Annotated in this window: 24 protein-coding genes; 17 read left to right on the top strand and 7 right to left on the bottom strand. The window is 60.7% G+C overall.

The features are described from left to right. Positions 1–52: 52 nt before the first annotated feature. From JFU48_RS06115 to JFU48_RS06105, 3 genes are read right to left on the bottom strand one after another with little or no spacing between them, the layout of a single operon-like run. On the bottom strand, positions 53–1,663 hold the full coding sequence (locus JFU48_RS06115; protein ID WP_201136086.1) for an arylsulfatase: 1,611 nt from the start codon (positions 1,661–1,663) through the stop codon (positions 53–55). A gap of 13 nt (positions 1,664–1,676) precedes the next feature. Beyond that, positions 1,677–2,492, bottom strand: coding sequence for an ABC transporter ATP-binding protein (locus JFU48_RS06110; protein ID WP_027611158.1), 816 nt, complete (start codon positions 2,490–2,492; stop codon positions 1,677–1,679). After that, a complete protein-coding gene (locus JFU48_RS06105) occupies positions 2,489–4,087 on the bottom strand; it encodes an ABC transporter permease (RefSeq protein ID WP_003220540.1) in 1,599 nt (532 codons plus the stop codon). The genes JFU48_RS06110 and JFU48_RS06105 overlap by 4 nt, the downstream gene beginning before the upstream one ends. A 407-nt stretch (positions 4,088–4,494) precedes the next feature. Between JFU48_RS06105 and JFU48_RS06100 the strand changes: the two genes are divergently transcribed. After that, positions 4,495–5,508, top strand: a complete 1,014-nt coding sequence (locus tag JFU48_RS06100; protein WP_201136085.1) for an ABC transporter substrate-binding protein — start codon at positions 4,495–4,497, stop codon at positions 5,506–5,508. Between the two features lie 122 nt (positions 5,509–5,630). Here JFU48_RS06100 and JFU48_RS06095 read toward each other — a convergent pair whose 3' ends face one another. Continuing rightward, entirely contained in the window at positions 5,631–6,551 is a 921-nt protein-coding gene (locus JFU48_RS06095) for a LysR family transcriptional regulator (protein ID WP_045122247.1), read from the bottom strand. Between the two features lie 180 nt (positions 6,552–6,731). On the opposite strand from JFU48_RS06095, the gene JFU48_RS06090 reads away from it, so the two are divergent. After that, complete coding sequence (locus JFU48_RS06090) at positions 6,732–7,652, top strand: TauD/TfdA dioxygenase family protein (RefSeq protein WP_201136084.1); 921 nt, start codon at positions 6,732–6,734, stop codon at positions 7,650–7,652. Between the two features lie 107 nt (positions 7,653–7,759). On the opposite strand, the gene JFU48_RS06085 is transcribed toward JFU48_RS06090, so the two are convergent. Continuing rightward, positions 7,760–9,376 (bottom strand): alkaline phosphatase family protein, encoded by a 1,617-nt coding sequence (locus tag JFU48_RS06085; protein WP_201136083.1) that lies wholly within the window; start codon positions 9,374–9,376, stop codon positions 7,760–7,762. A 190-nt stretch (positions 9,377–9,566) separates the two neighbouring features. Further along, entirely contained in the window at positions 9,567–10,511 is a 945-nt protein-coding gene (locus JFU48_RS06080; RefSeq protein ID WP_201136082.1) for a LysR family transcriptional regulator, read from the bottom strand. 165 nt (positions 10,512–10,676) lie between these two features. Between JFU48_RS06080 and JFU48_RS06075 the strand changes: the two genes are divergently transcribed. The 15 genes from JFU48_RS06075 to JFU48_RS06005 all read left to right on the top strand — a co-directional run bounded on the left by JFU48_RS06075 (position 10,677) and on the right by JFU48_RS06005 (position 24,542). Next, entirely contained in the window at positions 10,677–13,037 is a 2,361-nt protein-coding gene (locus JFU48_RS06075) for a TonB-dependent receptor (RefSeq protein ID WP_201136081.1), read from the top strand. Between the two features lie 23 nt (positions 13,038–13,060). After that, entirely contained in the window at positions 13,061–14,404 is a 1,344-nt protein-coding gene (locus JFU48_RS06070; RefSeq protein ID WP_201136080.1) for an aryl-sulfate sulfotransferase, read from the top strand. Positions 14,405–14,593: 189 nt separating this feature from the next. Beyond that, the gene (locus JFU48_RS06065; protein WP_003220553.1) at positions 14,594–14,920 is read left to right on the top strand and encodes a hypothetical protein; all 327 of its coding nucleotides are present in this window, start codon (positions 14,594–14,596) and stop codon (positions 14,918–14,920) included. 162 nt (positions 14,921–15,082) lie between these two features. Next, positions 15,083–15,406, top strand: coding sequence for a hypothetical protein (locus JFU48_RS06060; protein ID WP_201136079.1), 324 nt, complete (start codon positions 15,083–15,085; stop codon positions 15,404–15,406). Positions 15,407–15,461: 55 nt separating this feature from the next. Further along, positions 15,462–15,797 (top strand): hypothetical protein, encoded by a 336-nt coding sequence (locus JFU48_RS06055; protein WP_003220559.1) that lies wholly within the window; start codon positions 15,462–15,464, stop codon positions 15,795–15,797. A gap of 274 nt (positions 15,798–16,071) precedes the next feature. Beyond that, entirely contained in the window at positions 16,072–16,887 is an 816-nt protein-coding gene (locus JFU48_RS06050) for an energy transducer TonB (protein ID WP_201136078.1), read from the top strand. A gap of 86 nt (positions 16,888–16,973) precedes the next feature. After that, positions 16,974–17,699 (top strand): MotA/TolQ/ExbB proton channel family protein, encoded by a 726-nt coding sequence (locus tag JFU48_RS06045; protein ID WP_103520459.1) that lies wholly within the window; start codon positions 16,974–16,976, stop codon positions 17,697–17,699. A gap of 1 nt (position 17,700) precedes the next feature. Further along, positions 17,701–18,102 carry an ExbD/TolR family protein gene (locus JFU48_RS06040; protein ID WP_003220570.1) on the top strand — a complete coding sequence of 134 codons (402 nt, stop codon included), beginning with the start codon at positions 17,701–17,703 and terminating at the stop codon, positions 18,100–18,102. Positions 18,103–18,391: 289 nt separating this feature from the next. Next, positions 18,392–18,973, top strand: coding sequence for an alpha/beta hydrolase (locus JFU48_RS06035; protein ID WP_003220572.1), 582 nt, complete (start codon positions 18,392–18,394; stop codon positions 18,971–18,973). A gap of 56 nt (positions 18,974–19,029) precedes the next feature. After that, positions 19,030–19,962: a sigma 54-interacting transcriptional regulator gene (locus JFU48_RS06030; protein WP_201136077.1), complete on the top strand. Its 933-nt coding sequence runs from the start codon at positions 19,030–19,032 to the stop codon at positions 19,960–19,962. Between the two features lie 167 nt (positions 19,963–20,129). Next, a complete protein-coding gene (locus JFU48_RS06025) occupies positions 20,130–20,927 on the top strand; it encodes a MetQ/NlpA family ABC transporter substrate-binding protein (protein WP_003220575.1) in 798 nt (265 codons plus the stop codon). Positions 20,928–21,579: 652 nt separating this feature from the next. Beyond that, positions 21,580–22,245 carry an amino acid ABC transporter permease gene (locus tag JFU48_RS06020; protein ID WP_201136076.1) on the top strand — a complete coding sequence of 222 codons (666 nt, stop codon included), beginning with the start codon at positions 21,580–21,582 and terminating at the stop codon, positions 22,243–22,245. Then, entirely contained in the window at positions 22,226–22,885 is a 660-nt protein-coding gene (locus JFU48_RS06015; protein ID WP_201136075.1) for an amino acid ABC transporter permease, read from the top strand. Before JFU48_RS06020 ends, JFU48_RS06015 begins: the two co-directional genes overlap by 20 nt. Next, positions 22,882–23,664, top strand: coding sequence for an amino acid ABC transporter ATP-binding protein (locus JFU48_RS06010; protein ID WP_103485223.1), 783 nt, complete (start codon positions 22,882–22,884; stop codon positions 23,662–23,664). Before JFU48_RS06015 ends, JFU48_RS06010 begins: the two co-directional genes overlap by 4 nt. Continuing rightward, positions 23,661–24,542, top strand: a complete 882-nt coding sequence (locus tag JFU48_RS06005) for a transporter substrate-binding domain-containing protein (RefSeq protein WP_201136074.1) — start codon at positions 23,661–23,663, stop codon at positions 24,540–24,542. The genes JFU48_RS06010 and JFU48_RS06005 overlap by 4 nt, the downstream gene beginning before the upstream one ends. 120 nt (positions 24,543–24,662) lie before the next feature. On the opposite strand, the gene JFU48_RS06000 is transcribed toward JFU48_RS06005, so the two are convergent. Further along, positions 24,663–25,823: an AAA family ATPase gene (locus JFU48_RS06000; RefSeq protein ID WP_201136073.1), complete on the bottom strand. Its 1,161-nt coding sequence runs from the start codon at positions 25,821–25,823 to the stop codon at positions 24,663–24,665. Positions 25,824–26,021 lie beyond the last annotated feature (198 nt).

Below are 26,021 nucleotides of genomic sequence, written 5' to 3'. Positions count from 1 at the left end.
CATTTCAACTGTGGGAACGGGCTTGCTCGCGAAGGCACCGGATCAGGCAACCTCAATCCGGCTGAAACGGCGAAGCACTGAGAATCACACCCGTCTCCTCCACATACTGCTGCCAGTGCCCGATCAAGCTGTTGAGCTTGTCCGGCTGATGCGCCGCCAGATCATGAATCTCTCCCGGATCGCTGCTCAGATCATAAAGCTGCCAGGTCGCCGGCCCCACCGGCCCGGGGATCCACACCGCTTTCCACGACCCTTGGCGAATCGCCCGGCGGCCAAACAATTCCCAACCGGTGACGGTGTGCTCGTCGTGCACTTGCGCCGTCTCGCCGGACAAAAAGCCCAGCCACGATTTACCGCGCAGCGGCGCCACCGGTTTGCCGTGCCATTGCTTGCCCGGATGGCGCACGCCGGCCAGATCGAGAATGGTCGGGGTGACGTCCATCACCGTGCCGAAACCGTGGCTGATCTGCCCTTTGATCGGCAATTGCGGATAGTGCAGCAGCGCCGGTACGCGAATCCCACCCTCGGTGGTGAACGCCTTGAACAACCGAGACGGTGCGGTCGCCACCTGCGCCCAGCTCGGCCCGTACCAGACGTAGGAATTGGCGCGGCCGATGTTGTCGAGGCTGTTGTCGTAATGCTGATTGAGGTAGGTCAGCAGTTCCGGGCCGAACTTGGGAAACGCCTCCAGCAGTGCGCCCTCGGCACCGTTGTCGGACATGAACAGGATGAAGGTGTTATCGAGTTGGCCCTGCTGGCGCAGGTAATCGACCACCCGACCGATGTTCCAGTCCATGCGCTCGACCATGGCCGCGTAGACCTCCATGGCCCGCGCGGAAATCTGCCGTTGCTCATCACTCAGCGCGTCCCATTGCGCATTCAGTTGAATCAGCGGATGTGGCTCGACATCCGGCTCGATCAGCCCCAGCGCCTTGAGTTTTTCCAGGCGTTCGAGGCGCAAGACTTCAGGACCGGCGTCGTAGCGGCCACGGTATTTTTCGACCACCTCGGCCGGTGCCTGCAACGGCCAGTGCGGTGCGGAGAAGGGCAGGTAGGCGAAGAATGGCCGGCTCTGATCGCGCTCCTTGAGGTACTGCAGCAGCTTGTCGCCGAAGGCATCCGACGAGTAGAAATCCTTGGGCAATGCGTCGACAAAGGTGTCGTCTTCGATATACAGCGCTGGCGTCGATTTCAGCAGTCCGGGTGTGTGTTCGTCGTAAGTCGGCTCGAAACCATAGTGGTTGGCCGCACCCGGCAGCAGCGAGAACGAACGCTCGAAACCGCGGGCCTGCGGCGCCAGTTCAGCGGTCAGGCCGAGGTGCCATTTGCCGCTCATCAACGTCTGGTAACCGGCCTCGCGCAGCAGCTCGGGCAGGGCCACAACGCGGTCGTTGAGATAGCCTTCGTAACCCGGTTTGCCGATCAGCTCCGGGGTCAGCGCTTCGGCCATGGTGCCGATGCCGGCGATGTGGTGGTCGGTGCCGGTCAGCAACATCGAACGGGTTGGCGAGCAGGTCGGTGCGGTGTGGAAATCGGTCAGGCGCAGGCCGTTATTGGCCAGGGCATCGAGGTTCGGCGTGGCGATTTCGCCACCGAACGCGCCGATGTCGGAGAAGCCGAGATCGTCGGCCAGAATCACCAGAAAGTTGGGGCGTTGCGGCATCGAAAAGCTCCTCTCAGCAGGCAATGAACGACAGCGGCAGATCGCGGATCTGTACCGGCAGGCTCGGTTGGTAATGGTCGTCACTGGTCAGTTCGTGCAGCAGCTCTTCACGCAACTGATGGAAGTCGAAACTGCTGCGCTGACGCGGGTGCGGCAGGGCGATATCGACCACTTGCTTGATCCGCCCCGGACGCGGCTCCATCACCACCACGCGGTCGGCAAGAAAGATCGCTTCTTCGACGTCGTGGGTGACGAGGATCGTGGTGATTTTTGCCCGGTCACGGATCGCCAGCAGCTCGTCCTGCATTTGCTGACGGGTCAGTGCATCAAGGGCGCCGAACGGTTCGTCGAGCAACAGGATCCGTGGGCTGGCGACCAGCCCGCGAGCAATCGCCACGCGCTGGGCCATGCCGCCGGAGAGCTGGTGCGGATAGGCGCGGGTGAAATCGCGCAGGCCGACCAGATCGATGAAATCGTTGATGCGCTGCTGCTTTTCGGCGGTGCTCAGCGGCTCGTTGACCAAGCCGAGGCCGATGTTGTCGGCCACCGTCAGCCACGGGAACAAACGGTGCTCCTGAAACACGATGCCACGCTCGCCGCCGATGCCGCTGACGGCTTTGCCATCGACGCTGATCTGCCCGCGAAACTGCGTATCCAGACCCACCAGCAAGCGCAGCAAGGTGGATTTGCCGCAGCCGCTGGAGCCGACGATGGCGACGAACTCGCCCTCGGCGATGTCGAGGTTGAATTCGCGAATCGCCTCCAGTTCGAAACCGTCGACATCGAAGGATTTGCCTACGTGGGTGAAGCTGACAATCGGTGCGTTCATGCGTGTCTCCAGCGAGTGGCGCGAATTTCCAGGCGTTGGCCGATGAGGTTGAGCAGGGCGCCGGTGAGGCCGACCAGCAGCATCCCGGCCATGATCAGGTCCATGCGCAGCAGTTGTTGAGCGCCGATCATCTGGCTGCCGATGCCGCCGTTGGATGGCATGAAATATTCGGCGCCGATGGTGCCGAGCCAGGCGTAGATCAGGCTCAGGCGCAGCCCTGCGAAAATCCCCGGCGCCGCACCCGGCAGCACCAGTCGGCGCAGGCGCTGACCGAGGCTCAAACGCAACACCTGCGCGGCCTCGTTGAGTTGTGGCGAGAGGTTGGCGACGCTGCGCTGGGTGGCGATGAACAGCGGGAAAAACGCGGCGAGGGCGACGAACACCCACTTCGCCAATTCACCCAAGCCGAACCACGCGGTGAGCAGCGGCACCCAGGCAAAAATCGCGATCTGGCGGATGGCGGCGAGGGTCGGGCCGAGCAGCCGTTCGCTGGTACGTGAAAGCCCCAACAGCAAGCCGAGGGCGAAACCAAGTCCGCCGCCCAGCAGCAACCCGCCAAGGGTACGACCGAGGCTCAAGGCCATGCCGCTGATCAGCGTGCCGTCGAGCAGACCGTTCCTGGTCGTGTCCAGCACCGCCAGCGGGCTGACCAGGATGTTCGCATCGACCCACTGCTGATCGCTCGCCACTTGCCAGACGCCAATCAGGCCCAGTGGCAACAGCCACGGTTGCAGCCGCTGCCAGCCTTCATAGCGCGGGCCACGGCGGATTTCCGCAGTCGCCGGGTGCGGCCAGTGCACCAGTTTGCGGTCGAGAAAACCGATGCCGCGATCCATCGCTACACCGAGCACACCGATGACCACGATGCACACGAACACGATGTCAAGCATGAACAGTTGCCGTGCCCAGACCATCAGGTAGCCGATACCTTCGCTGGATGCCAATAGCTCCACCGCCAGCAATGAAGTCCAGCCAGCAGCCAGGGCCAGACGCACGCCGGCCATGAACGCCGGCAGTGCAGCGGGCAGCACCAGGCGCCGGATCAGCAGGTAAGACGGCAGGCGTAATACGGCCGCGGCTTCGCGTAGTTTCGGTTGCGCATCACGAACGCCGACCAAGGTGTGCAGGGTCACCGGAACCACGATGGCCTTGATCAGCACCACCAGTTTCAGCACTTCGCCGATGCCGAAAAACACCATGAACAGCGGAATCCAAGCCAGCGTCGGCACTTGTGCCAGACCGGCGAACGTGGGGAAAACCAGGCGTTCGAGACGCCGGCTGAAGCCCAGAGCAGCACCCAGCACTGCGCCCGCAGAGATCCCTGCCAGCAAGCCCCAGAGCAGGCGTTGCAGGCTGATCCACAAATGACTCCACAGCTCGCCCTGGGACAGCTCGATGGCGCTGTTCCACACCAGCGATGGCGCCGGCAGGATCTGCTCGCTCATCCATTGATTGCGCGCGGCCAGCCACCACAGCGCGAACAGGCTGATCGGCAGCAGCCATGGCAACAGACGTTGGTTGAGGCTCGGCCACGCGCGCCGACTTTTCAGTGGCGGCGCCGGCAGTGGCAGACTGAGCAAGGAATCACGGGCCATGGGTGACCTCCGTTGTCGGGTTGCATGGCGAACCGCTTGGCTTTGTGGGAGTGGGCTTGCTCACGAAGGCGCAGTGTCAGGCGCCGGTGATGGCGAATGACGCGCCCCCTTCGCGAGCAAGCCCGCTCCCACAATTGGCTAGCGGTGTATGCAAATTCGATCTATAAAAATTCAAATCAATTCTATTGAGAGATAAGCCAGATCATTTAAGGCCTGCAGCCCGACGCGCATCCAATGCATTCGAAGAATATTTTCGATGCTGTTAATGCATACGCCGCTGCAATCCGCGTCATTGCTTGCTTAGCGTCAAAAGCTATAGAAATGTGCATTTTTAGTATTTAAGCGAAGGTCATGCTTCGGCCTACTTTCGGCTCCTCAACGCCCGTCGTGATCAAGGAGCCGCACCCATGAACCTTCCCTTCAAACGAGTCTTCAGTCTGTTTGCCATCCCGGCACTGGCGGGCCTGCTGGCGTTTACCGCGCAGGCCGACGAGCTCAAGGAAATCAGGATCGCCGTGCCCGACCTGAGCGCCGGCACCCAGCACAGCGGCGGCGGTGTGGTGGACGTGCTGCGTGATCGGCAGATCTTCGAAAAAGCCTTCGCCGATCAGGGCATCAAGATTCAATGGAGCTTCTTCAAGGGCGCCGGGCCGGTGATCAACGAGGCGTTTGCCAACGGTCAGGTCGATCTGGCGTATCTGGGCGATCTCGCGGCGATCATCGGCAAATCCAATGGCCTCGACACACGTTTGCTCAGCGCCAGTGCGCGTGGGGTGAAGCAATATCTGGGCGTGGTGCCGGGTTCCGGGATCAAGACCCTGCAGGATCTGAAAGGCAAGCGCGTGGCGATCTTCCGTGGCACCGCCACCCAGTTGTCGTTTGATGCGGCGCTGGCCAGTCAAGGCTTGAGCGAGAAGGATCTGAAGGTGATCAATCTCGACTTCAGCGGGGCTACCGCCGCGCTGGCGGCCAAGCAGATTGATGCGTCGTGGGGCAGCTCCGGTCTGGCCGCTTTGCAGAGCAAGGGGCTGGCCGAATTGCCGCTCAACACCAAGGACCTGGGGGGTGCCGGTAGCGTGCAATCGGTGCTGGTGGGGGCCGGCAAGTTTGTCGACGGGCATCCGGAGGTCGTGGCGAAACTGCTCAAGGCGCAGCAGCAGGCGGTGGATTGGCTGACCGAGGACAGCAACAAGGATGCCTACGTGCAGCTGGTGTCGGGGCTGGCAAGTTATCCACCGGTGATCCTGACCCAGGACCTGCAGGATCAGAAACTCAGCGAAGTGTTTCCGTCGACGCTGGACCCGGTATTCCTCGGAAAATTGCAGGACTCGGTGGATCTGGCGGCGCAGCAGAAGCTGATTCGCAAGCCGTTCAAGGTCAGCGATTGGGTGGCGCCTGAACTGGCGGCGGCCAAGCTCTGAATTTGCGGCGTCTGGACGGGCCTCTTCGCGAGCAAGCCCGCTCCCACAGGGATCTTCAGTGAACACAGATTGTGTATTCACAACGGTCCCCTGTGGGAGCGGGCTTGCTCGCGAAGGCGTGCTCAAACCGCGACGCTGACTTCCTGCTTGTCCACCGCCACCAGCGTCTCGATCATCGCCCGCGCTGCCGGCGACAAGCGAAACCCGGTACGGCTGACAATCCCGCAGCGCGCGTTCATGCTCTCCAGATTCTGCGGCAGGTTGCGCCAGTGCAGCAGCGCCAGTGAACCCTGGGCAATGTCCTCGTAAAACGCTTCTTCCGTACCGATGCCGATGGCATTCGATTGCAGCACCACTTTCACCAGCGCCGGGAAGTGCTCGGTCTCGATGGTCGGGGAAAAATCGATCCGGCCGCTGAGGTTCGCCAGCAGTTTGCGAATTCCCGGCGGAATCAGCGTGGTCGCCAGCGGGTAGTCGAACATGTCGTTGGTCGACAGGCTTTCCTTGGCCAGCAGCGGATGTCCGGGCCGGCAGAAAAACACCCCGCGCTTGGGCGTCAGGGCCTGAGTCTGGAAGTTCGGATCGGCTTCGAAGTGGCGGATGTCGGCGATGAAGAATTCGATCTCTTCACGGCTCAGCGCACGGCTGAGTTTTTCCCAGTTATCCACCTGAAAACAGGTGCGCACTTTCGGGTGCGCGTTGATGAATTGCGCCACCGCATCCGGCACCAGTTTCACCGCCGGGGCCGGGCCGCAGCCGAAGTGCAGTTCACCGGCATCGAGCTTGGTCATCTGCGTCACTTCGGCGCTGAGCAGCGCCGCGCCTTGCACCAGGGTCAGGGCGTGTTGCAGCACTACCTGGCCTTCGGGCGTCGGGCGCAGATCCTTGTTGCCGCGATCCACCAGCACACAGCCGAACTCTTGCTCCAGCCCTTGAATGCTGCGGCTGAACGCCGGTTGAGTGATGCCCATCGCGTCTGCCGCGCGGACAAAACTGCGGTGTTCGTTGAGGGCGATGAAGTAGCGCAACTGGCGAAGATCCATATGCTTTTCCGGCATCCTAAAAATAGCTCGAAGGCATTTGCGACGAGGGTTGCTTGAGGTTTTAAATGCAAGCTCTTATTCCGTCAACGAAGCATGTGAATATCTATTAGATGTAAATGGAATATAGATAGAGCGATGTTTCGCTGCCGCCAACCGCAAGCAGTCGATGAGGGTCTACCCATGAGCAATGCCGCACTCGCTGTAAAACCCGCTGTCCACGCGCTGGAAATCCACCCGGTGGCCGGCCGTATCGGCGCCGAGATTCGTGGCGTGCACCTGTCCGGTGAACTGGACGCCGTCACGGTCGAAGCCATTCAGCAGGCGCTGATCCAGTACAAGGTGGTGTTCTTCCGCGAGCAGACCCAGCTCGACGATCAGCGCCAGGAAGCCTTCGCCCATCTGCTCGGTGAGCCCGTGGCGCATCCGACCGTACCGGTGCGTGAGGGCACGCGTTATCTGCTGGAGCTTGACGGGGCCGAAGGCCAGCGCGCCAACTCCTGGCACACCGACGTGACTTTCGTCGACGTCTACCCGAAAGCCTCGATCCTGCGCTCGGTGGTGGCGCCGGCCTTCGGTGGCGACACCCTGTGGGCCAACACCGCGACCGCCTACAACGAACTGCCGAGCGAACTGCGCGAGCTTGCGGACAAGCTGGTCGCCGTACACAGCAACGAATACGACTACGCCGGGGCCAAGCCGGACGTGTCGCCGGAGAAGCTTGAGCGCTATCGCAAGATCTTCACCTCGACCGTCTACGAGACCGAACACCCGGTGGTGCGCGTACACCCGATCAGCGGCGAGAAAAGCTTGCTGCTGGGGCACTTCGTCAAACGCATCAAGGGGTATTCGCAGGCCGATTCGGCGCACTTGTTTGGCCTGTTGCAGAGCCATGTGATTCGTCAGGAAAACACCGTGCGCTGGCGCTGGAAGGCCGGTGACGTGGCGATCTGGGATAACCGTTCGACCCAGCATTATGCGATTGATGATTACGGCACCCAGGATCGCATCGTGCGGCGGGTGACGCTCAAGGGGGAAGTTCCGGTTGGGGTTTCAGGGCAGCGTAGTCAAACCATCAAAGGTGCCGAGCTCGTCGGCGTCTGATCGGGCCTCTTCGCGAGCAAGCCCGCTCCCACAGTGGAAATGTGTTGAACACAGTGGATGTGAACGACACAGAACCCTGTGGGAGCGGGCTTGCTCGCGAAGCTCTTTCACCAAACGCCAATCTGCACGACTTTCTCGGTCTCAGGCTCGCCATAGCGAAACCGCTGCCCGCGCAGATCGATCTCCTGATGGCTGATGGTCGTCCGCCGCTTCAAGCCGCGCACCCATTCGAACAGATACCCCGCATGCTCTTCGCGCACCGCCGCGTATGCCGGGTCCTCACCCAGATCGCGCAACTCCTGCGGATCATTCAGCAGATCAAACAACTGCGGCCGGAACCCGTCGTACGCCAGGTATTTCCAGCGCTCGCTGCGCACCATGGTCATGCGACAGCGGTCGATCGGCTGGCCAAGTCGCTCGCGCGCCGGGGCCTGAAAGGCGTAGTCGTATTCGCTGATCGCGTAGCGGCGCCAGTCGGGATTTTCGCCGTGCAGCAGCGGGATCAGCGAGCGTCCTTCCAGGCGATGCTCGGCCCCCGGCAGGCCCAGGGCCTGGAGAAACGTCGGCAACGCATCAATGGTTTCCGCCAGCCGCTCATCCACCGTACCCCGGGTGATATCCGCCGCCGCGCGCGGGTCGCGCACGATCAATGGCACGCCCACCGCTTGCTCCAGCAAAAACTCCTTCTCGCCCAGCCAGTGGTCGCCGAGAAAGTCGCCGTGATCGCTGGTGAACACGATCAGCGTGTCATCCCACCTGCCGTTGCTCTGCAGAAAATCGAACAGCCGCCCGAGTTGATCATCCACCTGCTTGATCAGGCCCATGTAGGTAGGGATTACATTCAATCGTACTGAATCACGGGAGAAGTTTAGGCTTTCCTCATGTTGACGAAACGCCGTGTATACGGGGTGTTTGCTGGCTTCGGAGGGCGTCGCGCGGACCGCTTCGAGAATCGATTTCGTACTGTACAAGGCGTGGTATGGCGCCGGTACGATGTAGGGCCAGTGCGGTTTGATGTAGGAGAGGTGTAAACACCAGGATTTATCACCTTGCTCGGTGATGAAGTCGATGGCTCGATTAGTAGTGTAGACAGTCTCTGAGAACTGCTCGGGAATTCGCGCTGGCAAATGCGCATGACGCATCTGCCAGCCGCTGAGGATTTCGCCGTTCTCGCCTTCGGCGGCGTTGGCCCAGTCGTGCCAGGGATTGCGCCCGTCGAAACCCTGCTCGCGCAGGTAATGGGTGTAGGGCGCGGACTCGCGTTTGTCGTCGAACAGCGGGTCGTCGGGGAAGATTCCGTCGTGGCGAAAGTACGGTTCGAAACCGACCTCGTTGAGCACCTCGGCCTGCGCGCTGTCCGGGTTGATCGCCAGACGCTGCAAGGCATCGACATTGGCCGTGGCGTGGGTCTTGCCGACCAGCGCGGTGCGAATGCCATGGGGGCGCAGGTAATCACCGATCGTCAGTTCTTCCAGCGGCAACGGCACGGCGTTCCATGCGACCTGATGGCTGCTGACGTAGCGTCCGGTGTAGGCCGACATCCGCGACGGGCCGCAGATCGTGCCCTGGGTGTAGGCACGGCTGAAGCGTACGCCGGCGGCGGCCAGGCGATCGATGTTCGGCGTGTGCAGATGCGGGTGGCCATAGCAGGACAGGTAATCGCGGCGCAGTTGATCGCACATGATGTACAGCACGTTGCGCACAGGGTTTTGCGGGTTGGACATGGGGTTCACCGGTCAGAAAGACAGGCGAGGGTTGTCGCTTTCGGCGGGGGTGTTCGGCAAGTGCATTTGGGGAATGGGTTTTATGCAGTGGATGCATCGGTGTGAGTGGCGACGCCTTCGCGAGCAAGCCCGCTCCCACAGGAGTACGTATTCCAAATGTGGGAGCGGGCTTGCTCGCGAAGAGGGTGGCTCAGACGGCAAAATTCTCCAGCGAACACACCTCATCATCCACCGCATCAATCGCCTTGATCTGCTCAATCATCGCCTCGGCCAGCGGCGACAACCGATACCCCGCACGGCTGACAATCCCGTAGCGCGTGTACAACTCCTCCAGATCATCCGCCAGGCCGTCGATCCGCAAACACACCAGCTCACCCTTGGCCTGATGCAGCGCATCGGAATACGCCCCGACAATCCCGATCGCATCCGAGCGCAGCACCACGCTGAGCAGGCTTGAGCTGTTTTCGCATTCGACATTGGGGGTGAAGTCCGGGCGGCCGCTGAGGTCGACGATGACCTTGCGCAGGTTCGGCGGACGAATGCTCACCGCCAGTGGATAACTCATCAGCTGCTCGGCCGAGACCCGTTCAAACGCCGCCAACGGATGCCCGGCACGGCAGCAGAAATGCCATTTGCGTGGCCGCAGGCGGTAAGTCAGGTAATCCGGATCGGCTTCGAAGTGTCGGGTGTCGGCGACGAAGAATTCGAACTCTTCGCTGAGCAGGCGTTTGCTCAGGCTCTGCCAGTCATCGACCTGAAATTGCACCCGCGCTTTCGGGTAGCGCCCGATGAACGCGCCGATCGCGCGCGGAATCAATCCGGCTGCCGGCGCCGGGCCGCAACCGAAGCGCAGTTCGCCCGCTTCCAGACCATTGAACTGACTGATCTCGTTGGCCATCTGCTGCGCACCGCTGACCAGTCGCCGCGCATGTTCGAGCAACACCTGACCCTGCTTGGTCGGCGGCAGATCCTTGCGTCCGCGATCGACCAACTGGCAGCCAACGCTGTGTTCCAGCGCCTGAATGCTGCGGCTGAAGGCCGACTGCGACAGGTTCACCGCCTGCGCGCCCGCGACGAAGCTGCGTTGTTCGGCGAGGGCGATGAAGTGTCGAAGTTGGCGCAAGTCGATATGCATTTTTCACATAAAAAATATCCGGGAAATGCATTGGATATGCATTAGGTCGAATCCTTATAAAGGCAATCTCTTATGCAGTAAATCTTTGTAAAAACATAAATAAATAACTTTAAAGAATATACAGCGCAAAAGTTGACTGTGTGTTTTTTGACCAGGAGCCGCGCCATGAGTCCGTTGAACCTTGCGTCACCCTTAACGCCACGACGGCTCAAACGCCTGCCTCTGGCCCTGTTGCTGGCGGGGAGTGCCAGCTGGACTCACAGCTACGCCGCCGACGCCGACACCCCGCCACCAGCTACCGCCGGCAAGCCTGCGGCCAACAGCTCGCAGCTGGAGACCGTGACCGTCACCACCCGCCGTCGCGAAGAAAGCTCGCAAGACGTGCCGACACCGATGAGCGTGGTCAGCGGCCAGACTCTGGAGACGCAGCGCGTTTACCGGATTCAGGATTTGCAGCAACTGGTGCCGAGCGTCAACGTTGCCTACATGCATGCGCGCCAGTCCAGCGTGTCGATTCGTGGCCTCGGCAACAACCCGGCCAGCGACGGTCTGGAGGGCAGTGTCGGTCTGTACATCGACAACGTGTATCTGGGCCGTCCGGGGATGGCGGTGTTCGACCTGATGGACATCGAACAGCTCGAAGTCCTGCGTGGGCCGCAGGGCACGCTGTTCGGCAAGAACACCACCGCCGGGGTGATCAACATCAGCACCCGCGCGCCGACATTCACCCCTGAGCGCAGCATCGAAACCTCGTTCGGCGAGGACGGTTATTTCCAGACCAAGGGCACGATTTCCGGGCCGATCAACGATGAGCTGGCCGGACGTTTTTCGGCCTATCGCACCCGCAGCGACGGCGACATCAAGAACGAATACAACGGCCATGATTTGAACGGTGGCTCGCGCGATGGCTTCCGCGCGCAGTTGCTGTTCAAGCCCAACGAAGACTTCAACCTGCGCTGGATCGGCGACTACAACGAAGAGGACTCCAGCGCCGGCACCCGCGTGCTGTACAGCACCGGGCCGACCATCAATGGCGTCAACCTGTACCAGTCGCGGGCCGATGCGGCCGGTGCGACGTTGGTCAACGGCTCGCACCGCAAGGTCAATCTGGACAACGATCAGCACGTCACCGTGCATCAGGGCGGCACGTCGGTGGAGGCCAACTGGACGCTGCCGAGCGATTTTACCCTGACCTCGATCAGCTCCTACCGCTTCTGGAATTTCACCCCGGCCAACGACGACGGTCTCAACGTCGCGGCGACCTACAACGCTGGCGTTTCGGTCGAAGACAAACAGTACTCGCAGGAATTTCGCCTGGCCTCGCCCAAGGGCGAGTTCTTCGATTACGTGGTGGGCGCGTACTACTTCGGCTCGGATCTGGACAACAAATCCTTCGCCTATTACGGCCCGCAGGCCGACATCTGGAACGGCACGCCACGCGGTGCACTGGCCAACGTCGGCAGTGTCGGTAACGGCCACATCAAGACCGACAGTTTCGCCCTGTTCGCTCAAGGCACCTGGCACCTGACCGAGCGCCTGGATTTCACCGCCGGAGTGCGCGGCACCTATGAAGAAAAAACCGCCTGGGTCACTCGCGATGCACCAGTCGGTGGCGCTGCGGTGACCGGTGCCGCGGCCACTGCACGACGCGGACGCACTGGCGCCTACGATTCCGGCGATCTCAACCAGTACAGCTCAAGCCCCTCCGGGTTGCTCAACCTCAGCTACCGCATCACCGATGATCTGCTCGGCTACGCCACGCTGTCCCACGGCGAAAAATCCGGTGGCGTGAACCTCGCGGTGGGTTCGGCGCCAACCGCTGGCGCCGACTCGTTGTTGATCGGCACCGAGCGTGCCAACAACGCCGAACTCGGCTTCAAGAGCACCCTGTGGGATCGGCGTCTGCAGCTTAACGCCAACGTGTTCTGGACCCAGGTCAACGCCTATCAGACCAACGCCTACGACGACGTCAACCGCGTGCAATACCTGACCAACGCCGGCTCGGTACGCTCGCGCGGGGTTGAATTCGAAAGCACGGTGATTCCGTTGCGCGGCCTGACGCTGAACTTCAATGGCTCGTACAACGACGTCAGCTACCTCTCGTACAAAGATGCGCCATGCCCGCCGGAAATCAGCCAGGCCCCGGGCGCACCGGCGTCCTGCGATCTCAGTGGGCACCAGGTGGTCGGCGCTTCCAAATGGATCGGCAACGCCAACGGCGAATACAAATGGAATCTGGCCAACGGCTTCGAACCCTACGTCACCGCCAGCTACGCGTTCCGCTCGAAAGCGGTGGGCACGGTCGAAGATTCCGACTACGGGCAGATCCCGAGCTACGCGGTGGTCAACCTGTCCACCGGTCTGCGCGGTGATTTCAATCAGGGCCAGTGGGACGTTTCGCTGTGGCTGAAAAACGCCTTCGACAAGACCTACTACACGACCCTGTGGACCGGCGGCAACGGCGGTTATGAAGGCCTGCTCGGTACGCCGCGCACCCTCGGCGTTACCGGTCGCTACGACTTCTGATCTGTCATTCAAGGAGCTGCATCATGTTGCCAGGCAAAACCGCTTTAGCGCTGTTGTTATCCGGCGCAGTGTCAGGCACCGGGGCGCTCGCCGCCCCCAGCGTGTACCCGACCGGCGTCACCCGTTATGACCCGGACAAGGCGTTCAACCAGTACGTGATCTTCAGTGGCGCCGACAAGCAGACGCACCTGATCGACATGAACGGCAACGAGGTGAAAACCTGGCCGCAGGCGGGTTTCCCATCGGCGATCATCGACCCGCAACTGGTCGGCGGCGAGCGCGGGCATGTGCTGCTGCAACTGAGCGACAAGGATCCGGGCAAGCTCGGCTCCGCCGGTAATGGCCTGGGCAATCAGAGCGTCGGCGAGCTGGACTGGAACGGCAAAGTCGTCTGGCAATGGGGCGACAAGGCGCCCGGTGGCGCGGCGCAGCAACACCATGACCAGCGGCGCCTGAGCAACGGCAACACCGTGGTGCTGGCGAACAAGGTGCATCAGGTCAAAGGCTTCAAAGTACCCGAGGTGATCGACGATGCGATCTATGAAGTCAGCCCCGACGGGCAGGTGAAATGGCAGTGGCTGGCCTCGGAACACCTGAACGAATTCGGTTTCACCCCGGAGCAATTGAAGCTGGTACGCGCCAGCGACAACCCGGATTACCTGCACATCAACAACCTCAGCGTGGTCGGGCCGAACAAGTGGTTCGATGCCGGTGACAAACGCTTTAACCCGGACAACCTGTTGCTTGATTCGCGCAACGCCAACTTCATCGCGATCATCGACAAGCACAGCGGCAAAGTGGTCTGGCGCCTCGGTCCGAACCTGCCGCTGATCAACCCGAAAACCGCGCAGAAACTGCCGCGTCCGGTCGATCAATTCGTTGGCCAGCACGACGCGCACATCATCCCGGCCGGGCTGCCCGGCGCGGGCAACCTGCTGGTGTTCGACAACCAGGGTTCGGCGGGGTATCCGAACGTCACCCTCGGGCTGATTTCCGGCTCGCGGGTGCTGGAAATCGATCCGCTGAAAAATGAAATTGTCTGGCAGTACAGCGCGGCGAATTCGAAGCAGCCGGGGTGGGCCTTCTACAGTTCGTTCATCAGCAGCGCGCGGCGTTTGCCCAACGGTAATACGCTGATCGACGAAGGTATGAACGGACGGTTTTTCCAGATCACGGCCAGCGGTGAAAACGTCTGGGAATACGTCAGCCCGTATCTGGGCAAAGCGCCGGGTAGTGACGCGATCAGCAACTGGGTCTATCGGGCGTTGCCGGTGAGTTATGACTGGGTGCCGGCCGGAACCCCGCGTTCCGAGACTGCGGTTGTCGCCCCGACACCGTCCGCGCAACAAGTCAGCGCCAGTCGTTAGTTGAAATGGAATTAATGCTCGAATGAATGGCGATAAGTTATGTGGGAGATGAATAGTGCTTATTGCAATTTCGTTGAAAAGTCGCGTGGACAATAAGTGAATGGCCAACCATCCTGAGTGTCGTGAGTTTCCAGGAGGAAACTTGCTCTCATCGGAAGACACTTATCCAACGATAAAGGAAATCTCGTTATGTCGAGCATTAATGGCAATTATGTAAACGCTAACGCTGGCGCCAAACTGACGATTACCGATGGCAACGACTCCAACGGCACCTTCAGCGGCAAGTTCAGCCAGAACGGCGTGAACTACGACATCGCTTACGGGCATTACCATTTCCAGAACAGCACCGGGCAGCCTACGATCATCACCTTCGCGGCTCTGAATGACGGCACCGGTTATCAATCCTGGACGCTGTTCTCGCCGGATCACAACTATTCGAAAGTTCGTGCGGTGGGTTCGCGTACCAACTTTGATGGTGATGTTGTGGGGCTGGCTGGAGAATTTATCAAACAGTAATCTGGAGACACAAAAAAGCCGCCGTGCTATTTAAGCTCGGCGGCTTTTTCTTACACTCAATAAGTCGTTTTCATGTCTATCGTACTTCCTTTGGATGACAGAGTTTGCTTGTGCTTGATTCTAAGCTCGCTGCGAACTTCATCACTCGATCAGGATGCTTACATGCAAAACGGGCTTTATTCCAATACCCTTGATGGTCCCTCTCTGACCATTGTCGATTCCGATGATCGCACTGGCGTCTTCGGTGGCACGTTGCATCACGAAGGCATCAACTACAGCATCGTCAACGGTCGTTATTCCAGCCTCAACGGCTATCAGCCTCCCACCGTGGTTTCGCTCCTGGCGGCTAACCAGGATCACGGTTACTTCGCCTTGACCCTGTTTTCGCCAAGCCGTGGCACCCACGAGCTGCGCGGCCACTGCGTGCGCGTCACCTACGACGGTGCGGTCAGCACGTTGCCCGGTGACTTGCTGCGCAATGCCTGAGGCGCCGCCGGCGCCCGCTGTCTCTCTTCAAATAAACCAAGCAAGGATGCTGCACATGTCCACGATCAACGGCGTTTATCGCCACGAGCCTTCCGCGACAACGTTGACCCTGACCGAGGGCGATGACCGCACCGGCAGTTTCACCGGCACATTGTCGCTGTCCGGGATCGACCACCCGCTCGCGTTTGGCAATTTTCATTTCAAGCACGGCTTTTCAACAGGCACGATTGCGATCACCTTCAGCACGCAGATGACCGATGGCAGGCGACAAGCGTGGGTAATGTTCTCCGCCGATCAGACCTATGCACGCCTGCGTGCAATGGGTAGTGCGGCCGACCTGTCAGGGGATGTCGCGCTGACCGGCCTGGAATTTGTCCGACAAGAGCCGTGAAAAAGCCTGGATTGAACGGTTTTCGCATGCCTTCGCCGAATATTTTTCATGCTTGAAAAGCATTGTAAATCTGCGCCCGGACGCTAGCCCTTGCCGGCCGCGGCTTCGCGACATTCGGCAGAAATTTATATTCTTAAAAAGACTAAGCACATCAAGAAAAGTTACTTTCGGAGATAAGCAATTGCTCCAATGATTCACCCAACGACCGGTCGCCCGGGGGATGTTTGCGGCGACCCGTCGGGTACTTCGCAAAGAGACCGCAGGGAGTGAATCAATGGGCAATGTCCAGACCGCCGCCAGTGCACAGGAGGTGCCGTGGCGCCAGGCACCGAGTGGCGAATTGGTCGATCTCGGCCGGCCTCATCGTGTGCCGCTGGGGCAACTGCGTTTGCAGCGTGCGCCGAAGGGCATTCTGAGCCGCCGTGAAACCATTCTGCTCGGCGTGCTGGCGCTGCTGGTGCACGGCGCGGTGATCTACTGGATCAACCAGCATCCGACGCCGGCGTTGCCGATCGTGCCGCCGGAAATTCCGCCGATGACCATCGAGTTTTCGCGGCCGGCGCCACCCGCGCCGCCGGTGGTCGAACCGCCGCCACCGGCACCGGTGGTTGAGCCACCGCCGCCGGTTGAAGACGAGTTGGCGGTGAAGCCGCCGCCACCCAAACCGATTCCCAAGCCCAAGCCGAAACCCGTGGCCAAACCGGTGCCGAAACCGGCACCCAAAGCGCTCGAGCAGCCTCCGGCGCCGCCACAACCGGCCGCTCCGGTCGCGGCCCCGGCACCGCCCGCGCCACCGGCTCCCGCGCCAGTGACACCGGCCTCGGCCAACGCGGCGTACCTGAAGAACCCGGCGCCGGAATATCCATCGCTGGCCCAGCGTCGCGGCTGGGAAGGCACGGTGATGCTGAGGGTGCACGTATTGGCCAACGGCAAGCCCGGTGAGATCCAGATTCAGAAAAGCAGCGGTCGGCAGCAACTCGACGATGCGGCGCTAAGCGCGGTCAAGCAGTGGAGCTTTGTGCCGGCCAAGCAGGGTGATGTCGCCCAGGACGGCTGGGTCAGCGTGCCCATCGATTTCAAGATTCATTAATTGGTAATCAGCTGACTTTATTCTCGCGGTGTGTCTGGAACCGCCATCGCGAGCAAGCTCGGCTCCCACACACGAGGGAATACATCATGACGTTACTGGCCTCTCCACTGGAATCCATCGAAAGCGCGGTGATCTGGCTGCTGGTGGTTTTTTCCGTTGCCACCTGGGGACTGGCGCTGCTCAAGGCTGTGCAGTTCGGTCGTCTGAAGGCGCAGGATCGCAGGTTTCATAAACGTTTCTGGGCGGCGTCGAGTCTCGACTCCGCCGCCGAGTTGAGCGAAACCCAACCCGGCGCTGCCGCTCGGGTGGCACAGGCCGGTTATGCGGCGATCCAGGTCGGCGAAGCGCCACAGGCCAATGACCTGAGTCAGGCGATCAACCATCAGGATCGCCTTGAGCGTGCCTTGCGCCAGCAGATCGTCCGCGAACGGCGTTCGCTGGAAACCGGTCTGGCAGTGGTCGCGAGTATTGGCAGCACCTCGCCGTTCATTGGTCTGTTCGGTACGGTGTGGGGAATCATGGAAGCGCTCAAAGGCATCAGCGCGGCAGGCTCGGCGAGCCTGGAAACAGTTGCCGGTCCGATCGGTGCGGCACTGGTTGCCACCGGAGTGGGGATCGCGGTCGCAGTGCCGGCGGTGCTGGTTTACAACTACTTTTTGCGGCGTCTGAAATTGACGGCGGCGGATCTGGATGACTTCGCCCACGACTTCTACAGCCTGGCGCAGAAGAGTGCGTTCCGTGTGCTGATCCACCCGACTGCAAACAAGGTAGCGGCACCGGGCAACGCAACAAAAGTGAAGGAGGCGTCCTGATATGGCCTTCTCCACGCAAGACAGCGACGAGGTGCTGAGCGAGATCAACGTGACGCCGCTGGTGGACGTGATGCTGGTGCTGCTGGTGGTGTTTATCGTCACCGCGCCACTGCTGACCAACGCGATCCCGATCAACTTGCCGAAGACCGAAGCGGTAGCACCGGTCGAGCAGAAAGATCCGCTGGTGGTGAGCATCGACGGCGCCGGCAAACTGTTTATCAACAAGGATGAAATCCAGCCGGACTTGCTGGAATTCAACCTCAAGTCGGCCAAGGCCAAGGACCCGGAAGTACGCGTGCAATTGCAGGCCGACGACGGGGTGAACTACGGCGAAGTGGCGCGGGCCATGGCCTCGATCGAGCGGGCAGGGATTACCAAGTTGTCGGTGATTACCGCGCGGTAACAGGATTTACGTTTTTCCGGGGCCGTCTCCTTGGCAGGGTGCGGCCCTTTTTTTATCCCGCAAAACAAGCCTCGCCAGCGATTCATTGTGGGAGCGGGCTTGCTCGCGAAGGCGCTGGGTCAGTCAATTTATCTGTGACTGAAAGAATGCATTCGCGAGCAAGCCCGCTCCCACAGGGTTGCATCCAATATTCTTTTCGGGTCTTAATAAATAGCTTCTTATTCCTTAACGAATATAAATCCCGTCCCTATACTCGATCAGGAACAGACACGACGCAGGAGGGCTCCCCATGCGCAACGAATCAATCCGCTATTTGATTGTGCCGGGCTGGCAAGGATCGCCAGAAGATCATTGGCAAACCCACTGGCAGAACAGTCTGCCCAACAGCGCACGCGTGGAGCAGGCCGACTGGCTGACGCCGCGCCGTGAAGACTGGGTCGCGGCGCTGGCCGAAGCGATTGCTGCCGACAGCACGCCGGTGATCCTGATTGCTCACAGCCTGGGTTGCATCACCGTTGCACATTGGGCGGCTACCGCGCCTGTGCAATACCTGCGTCAGGTGCGCGGTGCGTTGCTGGTCGCACCTGCCGATGTCGAGCGTCCGGCCTGCGCGCCTGCGTTGCGCAATTTCGCGCCGATCCCGACCGATCTGTTGCCGTTCCCGAGCCAGGTGGTCAGTTCCGACAACGACGCCGCCGTCAGCGCTCCGCGCGCTCTTGAGCTGGCGCGCAACTGGGGCGCCGAGGCGGGAATTCTTGCCGGGGCGGGGCACATTAACGTCAAGTCCGGGCATCAGCGCTGGGAGCAGGGTTTCGCTTATCTGTATCGCCTGCAAAACCGCATGGAACACCACGCCCGGCGTCGCGCTTGAACCTTTTTCTTTTCTGAACGCCCCCGTCTGCCGGCGGTTCTGGGCGGGAGTCTGCCATGAGTTTCGAAACGTTCGGTCAGCCGTTGCTGACCTTTCCCGATGCGGAAAAAAGTCCCCTGAGCATCCGCGCCAAGGCGCTGGTGTTCGTCGATCCCCGGTCCCGCCAGTTGCGCGAAGAACTTGAGCATCTGGCGCCGCGTGCCATCTCGGTATTGATCCGCGGCGAGACCGGCACCGGCAAAGAATTGCTCGCGCGCCACATCCACCGTGCCAGTGATCGCAGCGGTCTGTTCGTCTCGGTCAATTGCGGCGCGATCAGTCCGACCTACGCCGATGCCGAGCTGTTCGGCTATGCCGCCGGCAGCTATACAGGTTCGGCGAGCAGTCGGGCCGGCTGGTTCGGTTCGGCCAACGGCGGCACCTTGTACCTCGATGAGATCGGCGATCTGCCGTTGCCGATCCAGATCAAACTGCTCGCCGCCCTGGAAAATCATGAAGTCACCCGCGTCGGCGCACATCAGCCAAGCCCGGTGGATGTGCGGTTGGTCGCAGCCACCAGCATCGATCTGGCGCAAGCGGTGGACGCCGGAAAATTCCACGAACGGCTCTATCACTACCTCAGCGACGGTCAACTGGAATTGCCGGCCCTGCGCGAGCGGATTGGCGACATCCTGTCGCTGGCAGAGTATTTCCTCGGCATCTACAGCCAGCGCCTGGATCTGCCGGTGCCGTTGATCAGCGAAGCGGCGCAGCACCTGTTGGAGCGCCACAGCTGGCCGGGCAACACCCGCGAGCTGGAAAACGTCATTCACTTTGCGCTGTTGGTCAGTACCGGTGACGAAATCCTCCCGGAGCACCTGAACCTGCCCGAAGTGTCTGGGCCGCAGCTTCAGATCGAACGACTGGTAGCACAAATCAATATCGGCGGTAGCGTTGACGAACGTAAGGCTTTGAAAGATCTGCTGATTGGTTTGAGCCAGCAGTTGTAGCCGTTCAGTTCTGTATGAACGAAATGGAATATCAAAGTGAATAAACGTTATTGTCCGGGAATAAAAAATCCCGGTATTGTCCGCTTCACGCCAGAGATAGCACTTCACTGGCACTCGTATTAATAGCCGTCGCCATTCGCGACCGTGATTCTCGATAAGGACACTGCATGAAAAAGGTTCTGTTGTTTACCGCATTGGCGGCTGCTCTGACTGCTTCCCTGGCCCAGGCTGGCGAGAAACTGGTGGTGGCGGCGACTCCGGTGCCGCACGCGGAAATTCTCGAGCTGATCAAACCGACCCTGGCCAAAGAAGGCGTGGATCTGGAAATCAAGGTCTTCACCGACTACGTGCAGCCGAACGTGCAGGTGGGTGAGAAGCGTCTGGATGCCAACTACTTCCAGACCGAACCGTACCTGAACAGCTTCAACGCCGGTAAGTACAAGGACGACAAAGCCAAGTACCTGGTGACCGTGAAGGGCGTGCACATTGAACCGTTCGGTGGCTACTCGAGCAAGTACAAGACTCTGGCTGAACTGCCGGACGGCGCGACCATCGCCATCCCGAACGAAGGCAGCAACAGCGGACGTGCGCTGATCCTGCTGCAGAAGGCTGGCCTGATCGAACTGAAAGATCCGAAAAACGCCTTGGCGACCCCGAAAGACATCGCCAAGAACCCGCACAACTTCAAGTTCAAGGAACTGGAATCGGCCCTGCTGCCACGCGTCCTGAAGGAAGTTGATCTGGACATGATCAACACCAACTACGCGCTGGAAGCCAAGCTGAACCCGACGAAGGATGCGCTGGTGATCGAAGGCGCTGACTCGCCGTACGTGAACTTCCTGGTGGCCCGTGAGGACAACAAGAACAGCGACGCGATCCAGAAACTGGCCGCTGCCCTGACCAGCCCGGAAGTCAAAGCGTTCATCGAGAAGAAGTACAACGGCGCGGTACTGCCGGCGTTCTGATCCGACGCGTGAACCACCCCTTCAAGGTATGAAAACGCCGATGGCCAGTGATGGTCATCGGCGTTTTTGTGTGTGCGTTGAAAAGCCCCTCACCCTAGCCCTCTCCCAAAGGGAGAGGGGACTGATTGGGGGATGCTGTAGAAGTACACCGACGTGAAAGTTTTCTGCCGAATCCATAATCGACTCGATCTTTCAGGTCGATGTTAATCGCCAGACACTGCGGTCGGCCCCCTCTCCCTCGGGGAGAGGGCTGGGGTGAGGGTGCTGTTGATCCTGACCTCAGGTTACCTGAGCCTTCAACGCCCGGCGCAACGCCACGAGCAATTTCACGATGTCCTGCGGGTCCAGTCGCTGCGGCACTTTTACGTCCATGTTGTCTTCCTTGTAATGGTTTGGCCGGAGGAGTCTGGCCAAAAGCTGTTCGTCCTTGGAGGGCTTTCATGCAAAAAAGATCCTTCCTACAGCGCAAGGGAAAATAGCCTTCTTATTCCTTCCCGGCAAACCCACAGGATAGTTTTTTGGGTGATATCAATATGCTTTAACGGTATTTAAATTCTTGTTTTTATACCTATAAAGTCAGTGCCTGCCGGACAGCCACCCGCTGTCCATGGACTGCACCACCGCCACTTACCGAGTGGCGTCAGGACGTTTCATGACATTCGATTACGCATTTATCCTCAGCACCCTGCCGGCCTTTCTCAAAGCCGTGGGCGTGACGCTGCAAGTCGGGTTCATCGCCATCGGCACGTCGCTGCTGGTGGCGCTGCTCAACGCGACGATTCTGGTGTTTCGCACGCCTTACCTGCAGCGCGCCGTCGGCCTGTATGTAGAACTGGCGCGCAACACGCCGCTGCTGATTCAACTGTTCTTCGTCTACTTCGCCCTGCCGGCGCTGGGGATCAAGGTTTCCGGGTTCACCGCGGCAATCATCACCATGACCTTCCTCGGCGGTGCTTACCTCACTGAGGTGCTGCGTGCCGGTGTCGACGCGGTGCCGCAGGCGCAACTGGAATCGGGGTGTTCCATCGGCCTGTCCCACGGCCAGTTGCTGCGCTACGTGATCCTGCCGCAAGCGGGGATTCTCAGCCTGCCGTCGCTGTTCGCCAATTTCATTTTCCTGCTCAAGGAAACCACCGTGGTCTCGGCGGTGGCCGTGCCGGAAATCCTCTACACCACCAAGAGCTACATCGCGCTCTACTACAAAACCTACGAAATGCTCGCCGTGCTGACGCTGATTTGCGTGCTGTTGTTCTTGCCGTTGTCGCTGCTGCTCAGCCGTCTGGAAAGGAGGCTCCAGCATGGCCAGTTCGGGTCTTGAACTGCTCTGGGTGTCGTTGCCGCAACTGGCAAAAGGCGCCGGGCAAACCTTGTCGATCTCGTTCCTGAGCATTGCGATCAGCACCATTGGCGGTGTGCTCTACGGCGTATTGCGCACGCTCAACGTGACGTGGCTGAACCTGATCCTGCGGGTTTATCTGGAACTGTTCCGGGCGATCCCGGTGCTGGTCTGGCTGTACCTGCTGTTTTTCGGCCTGCCAATTTTCTTCGGTCTGAGCTTGCCGAGCTTCTGGTGCGCGGTGCTGGTGCTGTCGCTGTGGGGCGCCAGCGAGGTCGGCGAAGTGGCCCGTGGCGCGCTGCATTCGTTGCCGCGCGGGCAGCGTGAGGCGGGATTGTCGATCGGCCTCAATGCGGCGCAACTGTATGGCTACGTGTTGTTGCCGCAAGCGCTGAAACGCATGACGCCGCCGACCATCAACGTCTACACGCGGATCATCAAGACCAGCTCGCTGGCGGTGCTGATCGGCGTGGTCGATGTGATCAAGGTCGGCCAGCAGATCATCGAGCGCACCTACGAATCGGTGCTGATCTACGGCGCGCTGTTTCTGTTTTTCTTTTTCATCTGCTACCCGCTGTCGGCCGCCTCGCGCGTGCTGGAGCGGCGCTGGACGCAAGCATGAGCGCATTGATCGAGTTTCACGGTTTCAACAAATTCTACGGCGAACAGCAGGTGCTCAAGGGCATCGACCTGCAAGTGCGCAGCGGCGAAGTGATCGTCATCCTCGGCCCGAGCGGTTGTGGCAAAAGCACCTTGCTGCGTTGCCTCAATGGTCTGGAGGAGGCCCACAGCGGCAGCCTGAAATTTGTCGGCCGCGAGCTGCTGGACAAGGCCACCGACTGGCGCGAGATCCGCCAGCAGATCGGCATGGTGTTCCAGAGTTATCACCTGTTCCCGCACATGAGCGTGCTCGACAATTTGCTGCTCGGCCCGCTCAAGGTGCAAAAGCGCCAGCGCCGTGAAGCGCAGCAGCAAGCCGAAGCCTTGCTCGAACGGGTGGGCCTGGCGGACAAGCGCGATGCGTTCCCGCGCCAGCTCTCCGGCGGCCAGCAGCAACGCATCGCCATCGTCCGTTCGTTGTGCATGAACCCGCGGGTCATGCTCTTCGATGAAGTCACCGCCGCCCTCGATCCGGAGATGGTCAAGGAAGTGCTGCAAGTGATTCAGGGTCTGGCTCGCGAGGGCATGACCCTGCTGATCGTCACCCATGAAATGGCCTTCGCCCGCGCGGTGGCCGACCGTATCGTGTTCATGGATGCCGGACGCATCCTTGAACAGAACCCGCCCGAGATTTTCTTTACGAACCCGCAAACCGCACGCGCGCAGCAGTTTCTGGAGAAGTTCTCCTTCGTTGCAACACTGCCTGAAACGAATCCGACAAAGGAACTGGAACCGCTATGAAAACTGCCAAGTCATCCCTGTTTTTACTGCCGCTGCTGGGGCTCGCGCTGCTCGCCGGCTGCAACAAATCCGAAGAACCGGCCAAGCCGAAAGTCGCCAGCGAAAGCACCGCGCCGGCCAGCTATCTGGACAAGATCAAGGCCCGCGACAAACTGATCGTCGGCGTATTCACCGACAAGCCACCGTTCGGTTTCGTCGATGAAGCCGGGCGCTACGTCGGCTTCGACACCGATATCGGTCGGCGTTTCGCCAAGGATCTGCTGGGCGACGAGAACAAGGTCGAGTTCGTGGCCGTGGAGCCGGCGAGCCGCATTCCGTTCCTGCAGAGCGACAAGGTCGACCTGATCCTCGCCAACATGACCGTGACCCCTGAGCGCAAGGAAGCGGTGGAATTCACTAACCCGAACCTCAAGGTCGCAGTCCAGGCGCTGGTACCGCAGGGCAGTTCCGTGAAGAACCTCGATGACTTGGCGACTCGCACCACTATCGTCACCACCGGCACCACCGCCGACATCTGGCTGACCAAGAATCACCCGGACTGGAAACTGCTGAAGTTCGAGAAAAACTCCGAGTCGCTGCAAGCTCTGGCCAACGGTCGCGGCGATGCCTACGCGCAGGACAATCTGGTGCTGTTCAGCTGGGCCAAGCAGAACCCGGGCTACCGCGTGCTGGACGAAAAACTCGGGGCTGAGGCGCCGATCGCGCCGGCAGTGAAGAAGGGCAACGTCGAGCTGCGTGACTGGGTGAATACCGAGCTGGCCAAGTTGGGTGAAGAGAAGTACCTGCTCAAGCTGTATGACCAATACGTGCGTAAAGAGCTGAGCGATGACACCAAGCCTGAGAGCGTGATTGTCGAGGGTGGCAAGTGGCAGGGGTGATTGGCCGTTAAATCTGCGCTGACCTGAAGGTCCTCTTCGCGAGCAGGCTCGCTCCCACAGGGGTACGCATTCCAACTTTGGGAGCGGGCTTGCTCGCGAAAGCGGTGGTTCAGGCGCCGCTCAATCCGGCCAGTTCCACGCCGGCTCATCCAGCACCCGCTGGCCGACAATCCCGGTCTGCCCCAGCGTCTTCTCCAGCACGATGCAGTTGCACTCGGGATCTTCCTGCAACGCCGAAATCAACCGTCGTGCGTGGGACACCACCCACACCTGACACTCCTGCGAAGCGCGAATGATCAAGCGTGCCAGCGCCGGCAGCAGATCCGGATGCAGACTTGTTTCCGGTTCGTTGAGCACCATCAACGACGGTGGGCGTGGCGTCAGCAGCGCGGCGATCAGTAGCAGATAACGCAACGTGCCGTCCGACAGCTCCGCCGCCGACAGCGGTCGCAGCAACCCCTCCTGAAAGAACTCGATGGCAAAGCGGCCGCCGGCCAGCGGTGCGATGTTCAGTCGTGCGCCGGGGAAGGCATCGCTGATCGCTGCCTGCAACGCCTCGGGGTCGCCGATTTCGCGAATGGTCTGCAACGCTGCGGCCAGATCCCGGCCGTCGTGATGCAGCACTGGCGTGCGCGTGCCCAGTTGCGGCTGGCGCACCGGGGCGTCGGCGTCGCTGCGGAAGTGATCGTAGAAGCGCCAGCGGCGGATGAATTCGCGCATCTGGAACACCTCCGGTGAACTGCGCAGGCTGCCGACCTGATCGAACAGGCTGTCGAAGTTCGGCGTGTGCTGGGCCAGCACGTCCCAGCCGCGCCCTTCGCGGGCGCGAATCATCGGGCCGTGGCGATCCACCAGCAGGCTCGCCGGACGATAGAGCGGCCCGGCCCAGATGCATTCCTTCTTGATCTCCGGATCGAGGGAGAAGAACGAGAGGCTCGGCTCCGGCAAGCCGAGAGCGATCGCGTAGCTGAAGTCTTCCCCGGCAAACCCCAGACGCAGGCGTTTGACGCCCTGACGCACGGTCGGCTCGATCGCCACTTCGCCGTTGCGCATGCGCCGGCTGATGGTTTCCGGCCCGGCCCAGAACGTCGAATCCAGCCCACCCTCGCGGGCCAGCGCATTGACCACGCCACCCTGCGCGGTTTCCGCCAACAGGCGCAGCGCGCGGTACAGGTTGGACTTGCCACTGCCGTTGGGGCCGGTGATCAGATTCAAGCGGCCCAGCGGAATCACCAATTTATTGATCGAGCGGTAATTGGCCACCGCGAGGGTCTTGAGCATGGGCGTTTCCTTCTGCCGGAACCGATAGTGTGCCGTGCCGGTACCCCTGTGGCGAGGGAGCTTGCTCCCGCCGGGCTGCGAAGCGGCCCCAACCCCCGATTCGAGAGGTTTGCGCCTGCTTCGCAGTCGAGCGGGAGCAAGCTCCCTCGCCACAGAAATCAATGTGGAAAATGCGTTATTCCCGCGAGCGAAGGTTGA

This window comes from Pseudomonas sp. TH49 (genome assembly GCF_016650625.1).
GTDB classification, from domain to species: domain Bacteria; phylum Pseudomonadota; class Gammaproteobacteria; order Pseudomonadales; family Pseudomonadaceae; genus Aquipseudomonas; species Aquipseudomonas fluorescens_H.
This window is presented reverse-complemented; position numbering and strand designations above follow the sequence as displayed.

Coding starts and splice junctions, on each gene's coding strand:
- JFU48_RS06085 (WP_201136083.1), bottom strand. CDS start 9,376: ATGTCCAACCCGCAAAACCCTGTGCGCAACGTGCTGTACATCATGTGC.
- JFU48_RS06020 (WP_201136076.1), top strand. CDS start 21,580: ATGACATTCGATTACGCATTTATCCTCAGCACCCTGCCGGCCTTTCTC.
- JFU48_RS06080 (WP_201136082.1), bottom strand. CDS start 10,511: ATGCATATCGACTTGCGCCAACTTCGACACTTCATCGCCCTCGCCGAA.
- JFU48_RS06015 (WP_201136075.1), top strand. CDS start 22,226: ATGGCCAGTTCGGGTCTTGAACTGCTCTGGGTGTCGTTGCCGCAACTG.
- JFU48_RS06105 (WP_003220540.1), bottom strand. CDS start 4,087: ATGGCCCGTGATTCCTTGCTCAGTCTGCCACTGCCGGCGCCGCCACTG.
- JFU48_RS06055 (WP_003220559.1), top strand. CDS start 15,462: ATGTCCACGATCAACGGCGTTTATCGCCACGAGCCTTCCGCGACAACG.
- JFU48_RS06065 (WP_003220553.1), top strand. CDS start 14,594: ATGTCGAGCATTAATGGCAATTATGTAAACGCTAACGCTGGCGCCAAA.
- JFU48_RS06110 (WP_027611158.1), bottom strand. CDS start 2,492: ATGAACGCACCGATTGTCAGCTTCACCCACGTAGGCAAATCCTTCGAT.
- JFU48_RS06025 (WP_003220575.1), top strand. CDS start 20,130: ATGAAAAAGGTTCTGTTGTTTACCGCATTGGCGGCTGCTCTGACTGCT.
- JFU48_RS06010 (WP_103485223.1), top strand. CDS start 22,882: ATGAGCGCATTGATCGAGTTTCACGGTTTCAACAAATTCTACGGCGAA.
- JFU48_RS06040 (WP_003220570.1), top strand. CDS start 17,701: ATGGCCTTCTCCACGCAAGACAGCGACGAGGTGCTGAGCGAGATCAAC.
- JFU48_RS06005 (WP_201136074.1), top strand. CDS start 23,661: ATGAAAACTGCCAAGTCATCCCTGTTTTTACTGCCGCTGCTGGGGCTC.
- JFU48_RS06070 (WP_201136080.1), top strand. CDS start 13,061: ATGTTGCCAGGCAAAACCGCTTTAGCGCTGTTGTTATCCGGCGCAGTG.
- JFU48_RS06095 (WP_045122247.1), bottom strand. CDS start 6,551: ATGGATCTTCGCCAGTTGCGCTACTTCATCGCCCTCAACGAACACCGC.
- JFU48_RS06060 (WP_201136079.1), top strand. CDS start 15,083: ATGCAAAACGGGCTTTATTCCAATACCCTTGATGGTCCCTCTCTGACC.
- JFU48_RS06035 (WP_003220572.1), top strand. CDS start 18,392: ATGCGCAACGAATCAATCCGCTATTTGATTGTGCCGGGCTGGCAAGGA.
- JFU48_RS06090 (WP_201136084.1), top strand. CDS start 6,732: ATGAGCAATGCCGCACTCGCTGTAAAACCCGCTGTCCACGCGCTGGAA.
- JFU48_RS06050 (WP_201136078.1), top strand. CDS start 16,072: ATGGGCAATGTCCAGACCGCCGCCAGTGCACAGGAGGTGCCGTGGCGC.
- JFU48_RS06115 (WP_201136086.1), bottom strand. CDS start 1,663: ATGCCGCAACGCCCCAACTTTCTGGTGATTCTGGCCGACGATCTCGGC.
- JFU48_RS06100 (WP_201136085.1), top strand. CDS start 4,495: ATGAACCTTCCCTTCAAACGAGTCTTCAGTCTGTTTGCCATCCCGGCA.
- JFU48_RS06075 (WP_201136081.1), top strand. CDS start 10,677: ATGAGTCCGTTGAACCTTGCGTCACCCTTAACGCCACGACGGCTCAAA.
- JFU48_RS06030 (WP_201136077.1), top strand. CDS start 19,030: ATGAGTTTCGAAACGTTCGGTCAGCCGTTGCTGACCTTTCCCGATGCG.
- JFU48_RS06000 (WP_201136073.1), bottom strand. CDS start 25,823: ATGCTCAAGACCCTCGCGGTGGCCAATTACCGCTCGATCAATAAATTG.
- JFU48_RS06045 (WP_103520459.1), top strand. CDS start 16,974: ATGACGTTACTGGCCTCTCCACTGGAATCCATCGAAAGCGCGGTGATC.